Raw genomic sequence first — 15,699 nt, forward strand, 5'->3', positions numbered from 1 at the left:
CTCGGCGAGGCGCCGGAACGACTGCGGCCGGGCCGCCGCCCCGTGGCATCCTGACGAGGTGAACGGTCCCGAGATCCACGTCGAGTTCGCCCCCGAACTGCACCTCTTCGTGCCCCGCGCCCGCCCCACCGGCGCCGCCCGCGCCGCCATCGACGGCGTCTCCACCCTCGGCCACGTCGTCGAGTCCCTCGGCGTCCCGCTCACCGAGGTCGGCGCGCTCCTCGTGGACGGCCGCGAGGTGCCGCCCGGACACGTGCCGGCCGGCGGCGAGTCGGTGACCGTGCGGGCCGTCGAGCACCCCCAGCGGGTCCCCGGCGCGCCCCTGCGCTTCCTGCTCGACGTGCACCTCGGCACCCTCGCCCGCCGGCTGCGACTGCTCGGCGTGGACACGGCGTACGAGTCGACGGACCCCGGCGACCCGGCGCTCGCCGCGCTGTCGGCGGCCGAGAAGCGGGTCATGCTCAGCCGCGACCGGGGCCTGCTGCGCCGCCGCGAGCTGTGGTCCGGCGCGTACGTGTACAGCACCCGGCCCGACGAGCAGCTCCAGGACGTCCTGGACCGCTTCCGGCCCGAGCTGCGGCCCTGGACCCGCTGCACCGCCTGCAACGGCCTGCTGAGAAGGGCCGCCAAGGAAGAGGTCGCCGACCAGCTCAAGGGCGGCACCCAGCGCTCGTACGACGTGTTCGCCCAGTGCACGGCCTGCGGCAGGGCCTACTGGAAGGGCGCGCACCACGAGCAGCTGGAGGCCATCGTGGAGCGCGCCCTCTCCGGGCGGGAGCGCTAGCGCTTCGCCCGCAGGTCCCCCTTGCCGCAGGCCACGCCATCGCGGTCCGGGTCCAGGCGCAGCGGGTCGTCCTTGCCGTTGACCTCCAGGCGGCCGTAGTCGTTGCGGGCCAGCCAGTCGCAGCGGGCGGCGGTCGTCCTCCTCACCTCGGCCGGGAAGGCGGTCGGCACACAGACGTTGGCGGAGCCGTAGTGCCGGTCGCAGCCGGAGACGGTGGGGCTGACCGGCTGCGAGGTGCGCTTCTTTCCGGGGCCGGCTGTCTTGCCGCGCGGGGCGTCGGCGAAGGAGTGGACGTGCGCCGAGGCGTCCTTCGCGGCGAGTGCCGCGGGGCCCTGGAGGTGCACCCACCTCGCCACCGAGGGCACGCCGTTCGCGTCGACCGCGAAGAGCATGTACCAGCCCGGCGGGGCCAGGTCGGGGTTGCTCGTCACGTTCAGGTCGACGTTGTTCCCGTCCACGGACAGCGGCAGGTCCACGAACCGCTGGTTCGGGTCGGAGGAGTGGGTGACGGCGGCCGGGCGGATCAGCTCGGCCTTGGCGATCGGCCGGTCCACGGTGATGCGCTGGGTGTCGCCGTAGGTCCACTCGGTGTCGATCACCGAGGTGATCGCGGGCCGCTCACCCTTGAAGAGGTACGGGGGCGTGTAGACGGACACGTCGTGGTTCCAGGAGCCGTTGCCCGGGTTGTCGCCGGTGGACATCACCCGGCCGTCGGGCAGCAGGAAGGACGACGAGTGGTAGCCGCGGGGCTCCGGGTCGGCGGCCACCGGGTCGAAGGTCTCCGTCGCCGGATCGAAGAGCGAGGACTCGAAGACCGGGTTCGCCCGGTTGTGCAGGGCGCCGCCGGTCTCCAGCACCTTGCCGTCGGGCAGCAGCACCGCGGAGACGTACATCTTGCCCTGGTTACCGGTCTCGGGCACCGGCCCGGCGCCGAGGTCCACCGTGCCCTGCGGGAGCGGGGGCCCGGCGACGTAGACGGGGTTCGGCTGCTTGAGGTCGATGATGTCGGTCAGCCGGTTCGCGTCCGGGTTCGCGTCGATGTTGCCGCCGCCGATGGTCAGCACCCTCTGGTCCTGCGCCGGCGGCAGCAGCACGCTGGCCGACTGGTCCCGGACGTCCTTGTCCTGGAGGCCCGGCACCTGGGTGACGGTGTTGGCGTCGTAGTCGTAGATCGCGGCGCCGGTGCCGGGGATGTTGTTGCCGAAGACATGGCTGCCGGAGTAGAAGAGGCGGCCGTCCTGCATGAGGATCATCGACGGGTACAGGCCCCAGTACGACCAGGTCTGGTTGACCTGCCAGGCCGGCAGCCACTTCTGCTCGGCGTCGGACCAGCGCTCGGCGGTCACCGAGCCGGTGGAGTCCTCGCGCAGGCCGCCGAAGGAGACGACGTCGCCGTTGCCGAGGATCGTCGCCGACGGGTACCAGTGGCCGTCGTTCATGTCGTTGGTCTTGGTGTACGTCTCGGTCTCCGGGTCGAAGACGTACGAGTCCTTGTACCCCTGGTAGCCGACGGTGCCGTCCGCCGACGGGTAGCCGGCGTTGCCGCTCATGACGAGGACGCGGCCGTCCTGGAGCTGGACGTGTCCGGCGCAGAACATGTCCTTGGGCGTCGGGACCGTCCGGTACTCGCCGGTCGCCGGGTCGTACACCGCCGAGGTGAAGGTGCCCGCCTCGAACATCTCCGGGTCGTTGCCGGAGCCCGCGATCAACAGCACCTTGCCGTTGTGGAGGACGACGGAGTGCATGGAGCGGACCGGGTTCTCGGTGGGCAGCACGTCCCAGCGGCCGTCGGCGCACTCGGCCGCGGTGCCCGTGCACTCCGGGTCCGGGACGGGCTCGGCGACCTGCTCCATCGTGTAGTCGTCGGTGGTCGCGGAGCCGGTGCCGTAGACGGAGACGCCCCAGCTGATGCGGTCGGTGCCGGCCGGGACCTCGGGTGTGCGGACGCCCGCCTCGGTCCAGTCGGCGGCCATGCCGAGGGTCTTGAGGTCGGTCCAGTACTGCCAGCCCGCGGTGGTGTCGTGCCGGAAGAGGGTGAGGGCGGCGTCCGGGGTGGTGGTCTTGTACCAGAGGGACAGGTCGTACTGCCTGCCCGCCGTCACCACGGGCGCGCACGTGGCGGACTCGGTGATCAGGGCCTTGCGGTCGCCGTCCACCCGGCGGGTCAGCTCGACCTTCATGGCCTTCGAGCCGGTGTGTGCGTCGGCGGTGGTGGTGAAGGTGAAGTCGTTGTCGCCCCAGCCGGACTTCTCCCAGCAGTACGGCATGCCGTCGGTGCCGGCGGTCTCGAAGCCCGGGTTCCTGATCAGGTTGGCGGCGGAGGCGGGCTGGGGGGCGGTGAGGAGCAGCCCGGTGGTGAGGGCGCCCACCGCCAGCACCGCCGTGCTTCTGCGGCTGTGTCTCATGCGGCACTCCTTGCTGTGCGGCTCTTGCGGCTCGTGCCTTCCGTGCCTCCCGTGCGACCGGCACGGACCCTGCGCGGGAGGTACACCAGGGCCTCGGTCCCCACGAAGCGCAGTACGAAGGTGATGACCAGGGCCAGTGCGGTGGCGGGCAGCACGGCCAGCCCGAACTCCCCGACGAGCAGGGCGATCAGCGGGATGCGCAGCACCAGGTCGGCGTTGGCGATCAGCGCGAACCGCAGGGTGCGGTCGGCCCAGTGCCGGTGCCGGCGCCGGTCGCGGAAGAGCAGCCGCTCCAGGAGGAGGAAGTTCCAGGCCACCCCGAACTGGTTGGCGACGATCTCGGCGGGCAGATAGTGCAGCCCCGCCGCGGTCAGCGCCCACAGCGCGGCCAGGTTGGGCACGAAGCCGCTCAGCCCGATCAGCCCGAAGGCGATCATGCGGGCCGGCGCCGAGGCGGTGCGCAGCCCGGCCAGGTGGCGCAGGAAACGGAGTCCCTCCTGTGCGGTCGACTTGGACTCGCCCGCGAACCGCTCCGCGAAGACGAACGGCACCTCGGCGACCGCTTGGGGGCGGCTGCGGACGGCGAGTTCGAGGAGGATCTTGTAGCCGAGCGGCTTGAGGACGTCCGCGGTGACCTCGCTGCGCCGGATGGCGAAGAAGCCGCTCATCGGGTCGCTGATGCCGCGCAGCCGGCGCGGGAAGAGGGCCTTGGTCAGCCAGGTCGCCCCCCGCGACACGGCCACCCGGTAGCTGCCCGCGAGTCCGGCGCGGCTGCCTCCCTTGATGTACCGCGAGGCGACGACGAGCCCGGCGCCCGTCCGCTCGCCGGTGGCGACCAGCTCGGGCACCAGGGACGGCGGGTGCTGGCAGTCGCCGTCCATGACGACGATCCAGTCCGACGCGGCCGCTTTGAGTCCCTCGACGACCGCGCCGCCCAGTCCCCCGGCCGGCTCGTCCCGGTGCAGGACGGTGACCGGGAACGGGCAGTCCAGGGCCGCCTCCCGGATGACGTCCGGGGTGTCGTCGGTGGAGTCGTCCACGAAGACGACCTCGCAGGGCAGCCGGCCCGGCACCGACTCGGTGATCCGGTGCAGCAACTGCCGTACGTTGGCGGACTCGTTGAAGGTCGGTACGACGATGGTGACGGCGCCCGGCTCGGGCACCTCGGAGGCCTCGGGGCGCACGGCCGGACGGCCCAGCTCGCCGGGGACGGTGGACTCGTGGCTCATCGGGCGGCTCCGGAGGACTGGATACGGCGGATCTCGATGCGGTCCGCACCGGTGCCGAAGACGGCGACCGGGGTGGAGTGGTTCATCGCGGCCCGGACGTTGGGCAGATCGGCCGCGTCGCGCCGTACCGTCGGGGAGGCGACGACGTAGTCGAGGTCGCGCCAGCCGCCCGGCATGGTCTTCGTGACCGCCGGGTCGAGGTCGGCCTTGTAGAACCAGATGACCCCGAGTCCGGGCCGGTACCCGGCGTGCACCAGGTCCAGCCAGAGCGCGTCGTCCACGAGCACCCGGGTGCCGGCGGGGTCGGCCACCTCCTCGGCCAGCCAGTCGGCGGCGGCCTCGTAGGGGGCGTTGGCGTCGGCGGTGACGGCGGTGCGGTCGCCGTCGTACCAGCGGGGCACGACGTAGGCGCCGGCGGCGAGCACCAGGACGCCGGCGAGCGCGTACCGGCCCGCGGTGACGCCCCGCCGCTCGGCCTCGGTGCGCCACCTGCGCAGCACGGCGTGGGCGGTGCTCGCCGCGCCGCCGGCCAGGACCAGGGCGAGGAAGGGCAGCGCCTGGATGACGTACATGGCGGGCAGGTAGCCGTTCGGGCGCAGGGCGAGGGCGGCGAGGATCGCCACCGTCAGCGCCGGTCCGGCCAGGGACCGTGCGGTGACCGACCAGCGCCAGGTGGCCAGCAGGAGCAGCGCCCCGGCGAGGCCGCCCAGCGGCAGCACCCGGTCGTAGTAGAGCCAGGACTGCAGGACGCCCCAGGAGCCCGAGCCCTGGTCGAGGATGAAGCCCGACCCCGGCCTGGTCATCTGGTACGCGACGCCGTCCCACAGGGAGACATGGCCGCCGCCCGGCAGCAACTCGCCCTTCAGCAGGGCGAACAGGGGGTAGGAGAAGCCGATGAGCGCGCAGGCCGTGACGGCGCCGGTCAGCGCGAACTTGCGGGTGTCGCGGTGGCTGTGGCGCCACATGGTGACCAGCAGGGCGGGCAGGACGACGAGCATCGTCTCCTTGGTGAGCACGGCCGTGGCGGCGGCGACGCCCGCGCCGAAGTGGTGCCAGAGGTGGCGGCTCGGGGAGGCGGCCAGCGCGAAGGCCAGCAGGGTCCACATCACCGCGAGGTTGTCGAGGAAGATCTCCCGCTGGAGCACGACCGACAGCGGGGAGAGCCCGAACAGGGTCATGGCGAGGCCGGCGGCCCAGCGGGGCAGGGAGAGCCGGCGGGCGATGACGTAGACGAGGACCGCGGAGACGGCGCTGACCAGCAGCATCACCACGCGCATGGTGCCGACGGTCATCGACTCGGGGCTGATCAGCGTGGGGATCCAGGTCAGCACGGCGAGCTGGATCCAGCCGAGCGGCGGGTGGTCGTACCAGTAGGTGTAGTGGGCGAGGCCCTCGCCCTGCTGGACGGCCCAGGCCTGGGCGAGGTAGGTGCCCTCGTCGTCGCTGAGGGCCGGGTAGTCGGAGATGTTCCAGCCCTGCACGACCATGATCGCCAGGAGCAGCGCGCCGCACAGCAGCAGGTCGGGGCGGTGGGAGCGGAGCCGGCCCGGCGGCGTGGCCCCGCCGGGGGCCGTGCCGGTGTCGCGGGCAGGCCGGCGCTGCGCGGGAACCGCGGTGCCGGTCGCCGCGGGAAGGGTGGAGGTCACGCGGGAACGTCCTCTCGGTCCACGGGCGCGAGATGGGCACCGACATGGCTGGTCAGCTCCCAGTCGTTGCGGCCGCGCTGCTCGCGCCACACGGCGCGGACGGCGGCCCCGGCGAGGAGGACCTGGTAGAAGGGTCCGCCGACGATCAGCTTCAGATAGTGACCGAGGCGCACGCGCAGCCCGTACTGCCTGCCGAAGTCGTGCAGGCCGACGACCTCGAAGACGAAGGTGACCAGGGCCGTGACGGCCGGCAGGAAGGTGATGAAGGCGATGCCGACGGGCACGTCCAGGAAGAGCGCGATCGCCGCGTTCAGCGGGATGATCACGCCGGTGAAGGCCTGGAGGAACGGCGTCATCAGGGTGTAGCGGGCCAGCAGCCGCTGGGTGAAGGTGGGCAGCTGCTTCCAGTCCTTCTTCCGGTACACCTGGAGGAACCCCTGGTTCCAGCGGGTGCGCTGCTTGAGCAGCGACATCAGCGTGCCCGGGGTCTCCTCCCGGGTGACCATGTCGGAGTCGTAGGCGACGACGACCTTCTTGCCGGTGCTGGAGAGCCGGACGCCCAGGTCGCAGTCCTCGGCCAGGCACTCCGGGTCCCAGCCGTCCGCCTCGCGGAGCACGTCGGTGCGGACGAAGACGGTGTTGCCGCCCAGCGGGATGAACCCTTTCTGCGCGTGCAGGTGCAGCCGGGAGCGGAACCAGAAGAAGTACTCCAGGCAGTTGCGCAGGCTGTACCAGCTGGAGTGGAAGTTGATCAGCTGGACGCCGCCCTGGACCACGTCGGCGCCGGTGGTGCGGAAGGCGTGGTCGACGTGGGCGAGCAGCTCGGGATGGACCTGGTCCTCGGCGTCGAAGACCCCGACGACGTCGCCGCGGCAGTGCGGCAGCGCCGTGTTCATGGCCTTCGGTTTGTTCTTCTTCTCGTGGGTGTCGACGACGACCCGCACCCGCGGGTCGCGGCCGGCGGCCCGCTCGGCGACCTCGGTGGTCTCGGGGTCGTCGTGGCCGACGATCACGATGATCTCGAAGTCGGTGTGCGTCGAGGTCAGCAGACGCTGGACGGTGTGGTCGAGCACGGCCTGTTCATGCCGTGCGGGCAGCAGCAGCGAGAACGACACGTGCTCGTCGCCGTCGGGTCTGCTGAACCGGGTGGACGCGAGCACTTCCGGCGTGCGCCAGGCGTGCATCTGCCACCACAGAGTGAAGGCCGCCATCCAGAAGAGCGCCAGTGAGACGGCGGCGACGAAGACAGACGTCAGCAAGAAAAGATCCCCCCAGATCTTCGAAAGTCCCCCTGACACGACGGACCACCCGACTCAGGGGTCCGCCGCGTCACCGTGAAGAGGTTAGGGGTCTTCTGTGAAACACATCTGCTCTTTCGGTGAAGAGCGTGTTTCCTCACAACAGGAACCGGTTCTGAACACTTCGCCCACCGGGCCCGTTGCGCTTGCTTTCGTCCTTGGTCCTTCTAGCTGTTCAGCGCGGCACGCAGTCGCTCCGGATCCGTCGTCGGCGCGTCGCAGGTGAAGTTGCGGCACACGTACGCGGCCGGTGCGCCGCCCACCAGCGGACGGCCGGCGAGCAGCGGGAACTCGTCGCTGCCCTCCGCTCCGACGGCGACCACGGCGCCCGGCGCCGTGCCCAGCAGAGCCGTGCGGTGCAGACCCCGGGTGGCACCGTCGCGCGGGTCGGGCCCGACGACGGCGACCTCACGGGGTCCGTCGAGCAGCGCCTCGGCGGCGGCGAGGCCCCAGCCGACGAAGCGCGGCACGCGCGGGCCGAGGGCCTTGACCACTCCGAGGGCCTTCTCGGCGGCGGTGCGGTGGGGCTCGGAGCCGGTGTGGGCGGCGTAGGACAGCAGGGCGCCCGCGGCGGCGGTCCAGCCGGACGGGGTGGCGTTGTCGGTCGGGTCCTGCGGACGGCGGATCAACTGCTCGGCGTCGGCCGCGGTGTCGTAGAGCGAGCCGGAGTCGTCGGTGAAGCGGGTGAGGACGTGGTCGAGCAGCAGCCCGGCGAAGTCCAGCCAGACGCCCTCGCCGGTGACGGACCCCAGGGCGAGGAGACCCTCGGCCACGTCGGCGTAGTCCTCCAGCACCCCGGCGTGGACGCCCGCGCGGCCGTCCTTGCTGGTGCGGAAGAGCCGGGCGTGCTCGTCGAGGTGCAGCCGCACCAGCAGGTCGGCGGCGGCCACGGCGGCCTCGACCAGGTCCGGGCGTTCGAAATAGGCACCGGTCTCCGCGAGCGCGGCGATCGCCAGGCCGTTCCAGGCGGCGACCACCTTGTCGTCGCGTCCGGGCGCGGGGCGCTCGGCCCGGGCGGCCAGCAGCCGCTCCCGCACGGACGCGATCCGCTCCGCGTCGAACACGCCTTCTTCCTGCGGGAGTTGCAGTACGGAGGCGCCGTGCTCGAAGGTGCCCTCCTCGGTCACGCCGAAGTACTGCGCGGCGAGCGCGGCGTCGTCGGCCCCGAGCACCTCGGCGAGCTGCGCGGGCGTCCACACGTAGTACGCGCCCTCGACGTGCCGGCCCATCCCGTCGTCGCTGTCCGCGTCCAGCGCGGAGGCGAACCCGCCCTCGGCGGTGCGCAGTTCGCGCACCATGAAGTCGGCGGTCTCCAGCGCGACCCGGCGGGCGAGCTCGGAGCCGGTGGCCCGCCACAGGTGGGCGTAGACCCGGCACAGCAGCGCGTTGTCGTAGAGCATCTTCTCGAAGTGCGGCACGACCCACTCGCGGTCCACGGAGTACCGGGCGAAGCCGCCGCCGAGCTGGTCGTAGATCCCGCCGCGCGCCATGCGCTCACAGGTGTCCCGCGCCATCTGGAGCGCGCCCTCGGCACCGGTGCGGGCGTGGTGCCTGAGCAGGAACTCGATCACCATGGACGGCGGGAACTTCGGCGCCCCGCCGAACCCGCCGCGCTGCGCGTCGTACTCCCGGGTCAGCCCGAGCAGCGCCTGCCCGAGCTCCGCGTCGCCGGGCGGCTGCGCGTCACCGTAGGAGATCTCCCGCCCGGCGAGATCGTGCACGATCTTGCCCGCGACCTCGGTGACCTCCCCCCGCCGCTCGGTCCACGCCTGCTGCACGCCCTGGAGCACCTGCCGGAAGGACGGCATGCCGTGCCGGGGCTCGGGCGGGAAGTACGTACCGAAGTAGAAGGGCTCGGCGTCCGGCGTGAGGAACACGGTCATGGGCCACCCGCCCTGCCCGGTCGCCGCCTGCACGGCCTCCATGTACACGGCGTCGACGTCGGGCCGCTCCTCGCGGTCGACCTTGACGCTGACGAAGTGCGAGTTGAGGAACTCGGCGGTGGGGGCGTCCTCGAACGACTCGTGGGCCATGACGTGGCACCAGTGGCAGCTGCTGTACCCGACGCTCAGCAGCACCGGCACGTCCCGCCGTCGTGCCTCGGCGAAGGCCTCGTCCGACCAGGGCCACCAGTCGACGGGGTTGGTGGCGTGCTGGAGAAGGTACGGGGACGTCTCGTGCGCCAGTCGGTTCGGCATGGTGTCCATCCTGCCCCAGTACCCGCGCCCGGCCGGACAGCACACCGCCGTGCCGCACCGGCCCTCTCCCCAGGGTCTCCTCACCGCGGCGCACTTGACCGGCGGACAACCGGGTAAGGACCCGAGGATGGGCGGGCCGGGAGGGGCCCGCGACGCCTGGGACGCCAGGGGGATGCCATTGCCGCCGGAGGGGGACGCGACATGCGGGACGGTCATCGGGTGGAGGCCGAACGGCTGCTGACGCGGGCCGTGGAGGAGGAGGTGCGCCGCACGGGCGGTCGCACCGACGGGAACGTCCTGCTGTCGCGGGCCCGCGCGGCGCTGGACGCGATGGCGGAGACGGCCGCCGAGGAGTACGAGGCGTACACCCGCGCCCTGGACGAGGCGTCGGCCGGGCAGCTCACCTTCCGGCAGCGCTACGCCCGGGAGGGCGGCGGCACGCCCCTGCTGGTTGCCGGTGTGGCGGCGCTCTCGGCGGTCGTCGCCGACATGGCGCTCGGCACCGGCACGGGCACGGCGGTCGGCGCGGGCGTGGCCGTGGGCGTCGTCGGCGCGGCGGCGACCGTGGTCAAGGTGGCCGGCTCCCATGTGCCGGCCGCCCATCACCGCGCCGGTGCGGTGAGCCAGCCGGGCGGGCCAGAGCAGCTGCGGCTCCAGTGGCTGACCGCGCTGGAGGTGCGCGGCATCCGGCCCTTCCTGGACCAGCAGCGGGTCCTCGCCGCGTCCACGGGGCCGAAGAAGGCGGGGCCGAAGCTGCGGGGCGCCGACAAGAGCGCGGCGGCCCGGGGGCGCAGCGTCCTGGAGCAGTCGTTCGCGCAGCTGCCGCGGCCGGAGGGCGTGTTCGCCGGGCGGCGCCAGGAGATGGCGCGGCTGCGCCAGTGGGTGCAGGCGGCCCGCGCGAGCACGGAGACGATGCCGACGGTCGTGGTGCTGCACGGTGCTCCCGGCAGCGGCCGCACGACGCTCGCGGTGCGGGCCGCGCACGAGCTGCGGGACCACTTCCGCGGGGCGTGCGTCGTGGATCTGCGCGGGGACGGCGCCGCGTCGGGCGGCGAGGCGCCGCTGTCCACCCGGGACGCGCTGCTGCATCTGCTGAACCGGCTCGGGGCGCCCCGCGAGCAGCTGCTCTTCCGGGAACGCTCCTCGGCCGACCAGCAGGTCAAGCGGCTCAGCGAGCTGTACCACCAGCATCTGACGGGCGTGCCGGTCACGGTCGTACTGGACGACGCCGCGGATCCCGAGCAGGTGCGCGCGCTGGTGCCGGAGCGGTCCGACAGCCTGGTGCTGGTCACCGCGCGCACGCCGCTGGAGCTGCCGTCCGACCTGCCCGCGCGGGTCTTCCGGCTGCCGGTGGAGCCGCTGGACGCGGCCGGCGCGGAGGAACTGCTCGGCGCCGCCGCCCAGGAGGCGTCGGGGCCGTACGACGCCGAGTCCGCCGACCGGATCCGGCAGCTGTGCGGCGGGCTGCCGCTGGCGCTGCGCGTAGCGGGCTCGTCGCTGGGCCCGCGCTCGCCGCGCCGGCTGGCCGGTGACCTGGGCGCGTACGGTCCGGTGGAGCCGGTCGAGCGCGCGCTGTGGCTGCGCTACACCGACCAGTCGGAGCAGGCCCGGCGGCTGCTGCGGCGGCTGGCGCTGGCCGGGCGCACCTCGCTGGGTGCCGCCGCCGCGGCCGCGCTGCTGGCCACCGACGAGACGGAGGCGGCGCGGCAGCTGGCGGCGCTGTCGGACGCGGGGCTGCTCGACCACGTCCGGGGCAGCCGGTACCGGCTGCACGACGTGGTGCGGGCCTTCGCCGGGGCCCGGCTGCTCGACGAGGAGGAACAGGCGGAGATCGCGGCGGCGCAGGAACGGCTGATCGCGAACTACGCGGAGCTGGCCGACTCGGTGCTGCGCCTGGTGGACGGCAACATGTCGACCCGCTCGGACCGGTTCGGGCAGCACGGCTTCACGTCCCTGGACGAGGCGCTGCGCTGGCTGGACGACGAGTCCAGTTTCATCACGGCGGCGCTGCGGCACGTGGAGGGCGTCGACCAGGGCACGGTGCTGAACCTGCTGGGCGCGCTGTGCGACTACTGCCTGCTGCGGGGCGACCTGTACCGGCTGGGTGAGATCAGCGAACTGGCGCAGTCCGTGGACCAGGGGCTGCTGGTGCGCTCGGTGCAGTGGCGTACCGGCATCGCGGCCCGGCAGCTCGGCGAGCTGGACAAGGCACGCACGACGCTCGCGTCCGTGGTCGACCTGTATCTGGAGGCGCACCACGACGCGGGGGCGGCGCGGGCGCTGTGCTCGCTGGGGATCACGCTGCACCACCAGGGCAATCTGACCGAGGCGGCGGCGAAGCTGCGGGAGGCGCTGGATCTTCAGGCCCCGCCGGAACTGGCGACGGACCGGGCGTGGACGCTGCACGCGCTGGCGGCCGTGCAGCGGGACCGGGCCCGGCTGGCGGAGGCGATGGACCTGCTCACCGAGTCGCTGGTGCTGCACCGCGCGGGCGAGTCGGTGCACGGCCAGGCGTGGGCCCACTTCCAGCTCGGCCAGCTGCGGCTGCGGATGGGCGACGTGCCGCGGGCGGAGTCGGAGCTGCGGGCCGCCCTGGAGCTGTACGGCCGTACCCAGGACGCCCGCGGCGAGGCGTGGGCGCTGACCCAGCTGGCGCGGGCCCGGCTGGTGGACGGCGACGCCTCCGAGGCGGCCGAGGAGTTGCGGCGGGCGGCGGACCGGCACCGGGAGAACGAGGACGCGCGCGGGGAGGCGTGGAGCGTCTACTACCTGGGGCAGGCGCTGGAGGAGACGGGCGCCCTCGACCGGGCGGTCCGGGAGCTGGAGCGCTCCCGGACGATGTTCTCGCGGATGCGGGACGTGTACGGCCTGGCCTGCGCCCGGCACCATTCGGCGCGGGTGACCCGTGACCAGCGGGCGGCGCAGACGGGCTCGCTCAGGAACTCGGGCTTCGCCCGCCAGCTCCTCGTCGACGCGCGCGCCGACTTCCAGCGCATCGGGGTCGGCCACGGGGAGGCGTGGACGTGCCTGGAGCTGGCCGTCGTGGACGCGGGCAACGCCCGTACGCCGCAGGCACTGGCGTTGTGCGACGAGGCGGCGGCGCTGTTCGCGGCGTACGGCGACCGGCGCGGCGAGGACTGGGCCCGCTTCCTGCGCTGCACGCTGCTGCCCTACGCCGCTCCCGGCGGGGTGGAGGTCGGTACGGCGGTGGCGCAGGAGGAGCTGGCCCAGCTGTCCCGCGCCCGGCATCCGGCACGGGACACGAAGCTGGACGACTACGTGGAGGCGTACCAGCTGCTGCTGGAGCGGGGTGTGCAGCTGGAGGCGGGCTGGCAGGCCTGGCGCCTCGGCATGATCCCGAACCGGCACGCGCGCGAGGTGATGGGCGTGCCGGTGCCGGACGGGCACTGACCTGCGGGGCGGCAAGCCCGCGGACGGCCGGGCCGGGGATGACCAGATTGCGGACGGCCAGGCCGGCACCGTCCCGGTGACGGCCAGGCCGGCACCGTCCCGGGGAGGGGCAGGCCCGGCCGGGTACCGCGCAGGGCACCGGCCGGGGGGACGACCAGCTCGCAGGCACTCGGCAGGGCACCGGCCGCCCCTGGGGGCGACCAGCCCGTCGGCTCACCGGGCCGGGCCGCGGCCCGAGCGGGCAGCAGGCCCCGCCGGGCACGGCACCGCTGCCCCGCCGGGCACGGCACCGCTGCCGCGCCCGGCGCGCGTGCGGACGCCCCGGCCGACGTGCGGACGCCCGGCGCGCGGGTCAGCCCCGCTGCGGCTCGGCCCGGCCGGAGGCCTTGCCCTTCCCGCCGCCGGAGGCACCCGCCTCCGGGTCCGGGGACTCCTTGAAGTCGACCTTGCCCATGTGCCGGTTCATGGACTTCATCAGACCCCACACCGCCAGGGCCATCACCGCGAAGACGATGAAGCCGAGGACGCCGGGGGTGACCTTGTCCTCGTCGATCTCGGCGAGGGTGACGAGGTGCGTCATTGCCAGGCTTGCGCTTGCGCTCATGTCAGGCATTGTCCCGGATGCCCGCGAAGAGGTCGTCCTCGGGGAGGGAGGTGTCCACGAGGGACTTCGCGAGCTCGTACTCCTCGGTGGGCCAGACCTCCTTCTGGAGCTCCATGGGCACCCTGAACCAGCCGCCGTCCGGGTCGATCTGCGTGGCGTGCGCGATCAGCGCCCGGTCGCGGATCTCGAAGAAGTCGGCGCAGGGCACGTGCGTGGTGAGCGTGCGCTCCTTGCGCTCGAACTCCGACCAGCGCTTGAGCCAGTCCCCGTACGGCGACTCCAGGCCGCGCTCCAGCAGCGCGTTGTGCAGCGCCTCGGTGCGGGGCCGGTTGAAGCCCTGGTTGTAGTACACCTTCAGCGGCTGGTACGCCGGGCCGTACTCGCTCTCCGGGTACTTCTCGATGTCAGCCGCGCCCTCGAAGGCCACCATCGTGATCTTGTGGGTCATGATGTGGTCGGGGTGCGGATAGCCGCCGTTCTCGTCGTAGGTGGTGATCACCTGGGGGCGGAAGGAGCGGATGCGGCGCACCAGCTCACCGGCCGCCTTGTCGACGTCCTCGAGGGCGAAGCAGCCCTCCGGCAGCGGCGGCAGCGGGTCGCCCTCGGGCAGGCCGGAGTCGACGAAGCCGAGCCAGTCCTGCTTGACGCCCAGGATCTCGCGGGCCTCGTCCATCTCCTTCCTGCGCACCTCGTGGATGTTCTCCTCGATGTACGCGTCGCCCTGCAGCTTGGGGTTGAGGATGGAGCCGCGCTCTCCGCCCGTGCAGGTCACCACCAGCACGTCCACCCCTTCGGACACGTACTTCGCCATGGTGGCCGCGCCCTTGCTCGACTCGTCGTCGGGGTGCGCGTGAACGGCCATCAGTCGCAGCTGGTCAGTCAAGACTCATTCCTCGGTCGGTCGGCGCCCTGTGTGCGGGGGGCGGGCGGGAGGCTTCTATAGTGACCGAATCGGGGGGCGAATAATTCCGGGGCCCGGGAACAACACGCTTCGGCGCCCCATTCGGGACACTTCTCCCGCTCCTGCCGAGAGGACGATCATGAGCACGGCGACCACGAGAGCGCCCGAGGGCCGTTACGGCCGCTCCTCGGACGACCGCTCCGACCGCACCCTCAAGATCGTCGGCGCCGTCCTCGGCGGCGTGCTGCTCGTGGTGATCGGCTGGTTCGGCTACCACTACGTCGGCCAGAACAAGATCAGCGGCGAGGTGATCAGCTTCGAGATCACCGACAAGGCGGTCCAGGTGCATCTGGAGGTCCGCAAGGACGCCGGGGCCGCCGGCTACTGCACGCTGCGCTCCCAGGCCGAGAACGGCGACGAGGTGGGCCGGGCCGACTTCCGCTTCGACGGGAACGCCACGCGCATCGACGAGGTCGTCACGCTGCGCACCAAGGCCCGCGGCACCTCGGCCGAGCTGCTCGGCTGTCACCCGGAGTGACACCCCCGGGAATCTGTCCGCGCTGACCTGCGCCGACGGGAATCTGGTGGCTTATGTCCTCCCCCTTTGGCCACTGAATTGTTAGGCTCGTGGTTTCGCCCTTCCGTGAAGGAACATCCTTCTGGGTAGGGCGTTGCTTTGTATTCCCAGTACCGACGAGGAGCACCTGTGACCCAGACCAGCGAGAACGTCACCTGGCTGACCCAGGAGGCGTACAACAAGCTCAAGGAGGAGCTTGCGTACCTTACTGGTCCCGCGCGCACCGAGATCTCTGCCAAGATCGCGGCGGCGCGCGAGGAGGGGGACCTGCGCGAGAACGGCGGGTACCACGCTGCCAAGGAGGAGCAGGGCAAGCAGGAGCTCCGCGTGCGCCAGCTGACCCAGCTCCTCGAGAGCGCCAAGGTGGGCGAGGCCCCCGCCGCGGACGGCGTGGTGGCGCCCGGCATGGTCGTCACGATCGCCTTCGACGGCGACGAGGACGACACGCTGACCTTCCTGCTCGCCTCGCGCGAGTACGCGAGCTCGGACATCGAGACCTATTCGCCGCAGTCCCCGCTGGGCTCCGGCGTCAACGGCCACAAGGTCGGCGACGACGCGGAGTACGAGCTGCCGAACGGCAAGTCGGCCTCCGTGAAGATCCTCAAGGCCGAGCCCTACAACGGCTGACCTGCTCTTCACGAGCCCC

At 72.6% G+C, this 15,699-nt stretch carries 11 protein-coding genes; 4 read left to right on the forward strand and 7 right to left on the reverse strand.

Annotated elements, in window-relative coordinates:
- Positions 1-58 precede the first annotated feature (58 nt).
- Positions 59-784, forward strand: a complete 726-nt coding sequence (locus tag AB0E77_RS00895) for a Mut7-C RNAse domain-containing protein (protein WP_361563642.1) — start codon at positions 59-61, stop codon at positions 782-784.
- Here the strand turns inward: AB0E77_RS00895 and AB0E77_RS00900 are convergent.
- From AB0E77_RS00900 to AB0E77_RS00920, 5 genes are all read right to left on the reverse strand, one after another.
- Positions 781-3,189, reverse strand: a complete 2,409-nt coding sequence (locus AB0E77_RS00900) for a galactose oxidase-like domain-containing protein (RefSeq protein ID WP_361563645.1) — start codon at positions 3,187-3,189, stop codon at positions 781-783. The genes AB0E77_RS00895 and AB0E77_RS00900 overlap by 4 nt on opposite strands.
- Entirely contained in the window at positions 3,186-4,418 is a 1,233-nt protein-coding gene (locus AB0E77_RS00905; protein WP_361563648.1) for a polyprenol monophosphomannose synthase, read from the reverse strand. The genes AB0E77_RS00900 and AB0E77_RS00905 overlap by 4 nt, the downstream gene beginning before the upstream one ends.
- Positions 4,415-6,064: a phospholipid carrier-dependent glycosyltransferase gene (locus AB0E77_RS00910; RefSeq protein ID WP_361563651.1), complete on the reverse strand. Its 1,650-nt coding sequence runs from the start codon at positions 6,062-6,064 to the stop codon at positions 4,415-4,417. The genes AB0E77_RS00905 and AB0E77_RS00910 overlap by 4 nt, the downstream gene beginning before the upstream one ends.
- Positions 6,061-7,323, reverse strand: coding sequence for a glycosyltransferase (locus AB0E77_RS00915; RefSeq protein ID WP_361563654.1), 1,263 nt, complete (start codon positions 7,321-7,323; stop codon positions 6,061-6,063). Before AB0E77_RS00915 ends, AB0E77_RS00910 begins: the two co-directional genes overlap by 4 nt.
- A gap of 206 nt (positions 7,324-7,529) precedes the next feature.
- Entirely contained in the window at positions 7,530-9,560 is a 2,031-nt protein-coding gene (locus tag AB0E77_RS00920) for a thioredoxin domain-containing protein (protein WP_361563656.1), read from the reverse strand.
- 201 nt (positions 9,561-9,761) lie between these two features.
- Between AB0E77_RS00920 and AB0E77_RS00925 the strand changes: the two genes are divergently transcribed.
- The gene (locus AB0E77_RS00925; protein WP_361563659.1) at positions 9,762-12,971 is read left to right on the forward strand and encodes a tetratricopeptide repeat protein; all 3,210 of its coding nucleotides are present in this window, start codon (positions 9,762-9,764) and stop codon (positions 12,969-12,971) included.
- A 352-nt stretch (positions 12,972-13,323) separates the two neighbouring features.
- Here AB0E77_RS00925 and AB0E77_RS00930 read toward each other — a convergent pair whose 3' ends face one another.
- Both AB0E77_RS00930 and mca read right to left on the reverse strand, forming a co-directional pair.
- Positions 13,324-13,584 carry a hypothetical protein gene (locus AB0E77_RS00930; protein WP_361563661.1) on the reverse strand — a complete coding sequence of 87 codons (261 nt, stop codon included), beginning with the start codon at positions 13,582-13,584 and terminating at the stop codon, positions 13,324-13,326.
- Positions 13,577-14,458: a mycothiol conjugate amidase Mca gene (gene mca / locus AB0E77_RS00935; RefSeq protein ID WP_361563664.1), complete on the reverse strand. Its 882-nt coding sequence runs from the start codon at positions 14,456-14,458 to the stop codon at positions 13,577-13,579. Before mca ends, AB0E77_RS00930 begins: the two co-directional genes overlap by 8 nt.
- A 157-nt stretch (positions 14,459-14,615) precedes the next feature.
- On the opposite strand from mca, the gene AB0E77_RS00940 reads away from it, so the two are divergent.
- Both AB0E77_RS00940 and greA read left to right on the forward strand, forming a co-directional pair.
- Positions 14,616-15,014 (forward strand): DUF4307 domain-containing protein, encoded by a 399-nt coding sequence (locus AB0E77_RS00940; RefSeq protein WP_361563666.1) that lies wholly within the window; start codon positions 14,616-14,618, stop codon positions 15,012-15,014.
- Positions 15,015-15,182: 168 nt separating this feature from the next.
- Complete coding sequence (greA, locus tag AB0E77_RS00945; RefSeq protein WP_361563669.1) at positions 15,183-15,680, forward strand: transcription elongation factor GreA; 498 nt, start codon at positions 15,183-15,185, stop codon at positions 15,678-15,680.
- Positions 15,681-15,699: the final 19 nt, after the last annotated feature.

This window comes from Streptomyces sp. NPDC032940, from assembly GCF_040636935.1.
Taxonomy (GTDB): Bacteria; Actinomycetota; Actinomycetes; order Streptomycetales; family Streptomycetaceae; genus Streptomyces.

What these genes read in the sequence shown, in the direction of transcription:
- AB0E77_RS00930 (WP_361563661.1), bottom strand. Translation starts at nt 13,584, where the DNA reads ATGCCTGACATGAGCGCAAGCGCAAGCCTGGCAATGACGCACCTCGTC.
- AB0E77_RS00925 (WP_361563659.1), top strand. Translation starts at nt 9,762, where the DNA reads ATGCGGGACGGTCATCGGGTGGAGGCCGAACGGCTGCTGACGCGGGCC.
- AB0E77_RS00905 (WP_361563648.1), bottom strand. Translation starts at nt 4,418, where the DNA reads ATGAGCCACGAGTCCACCGTCCCCGGCGAGCTGGGCCGTCCGGCCGTG.
- AB0E77_RS00940 (WP_361563666.1), top strand. Translation starts at nt 14,616, where the DNA reads ATGAGCACGGCGACCACGAGAGCGCCCGAGGGCCGTTACGGCCGCTCC.
- AB0E77_RS00900 (WP_361563645.1), bottom strand. Translation starts at nt 3,189, where the DNA reads ATGAGACACAGCCGCAGAAGCACGGCGGTGCTGGCGGTGGGCGCCCTC.
- AB0E77_RS00920 (WP_361563656.1), bottom strand. Translation starts at nt 9,560, where the DNA reads ATGCCGAACCGACTGGCGCACGAGACGTCCCCGTACCTTCTCCAGCAC.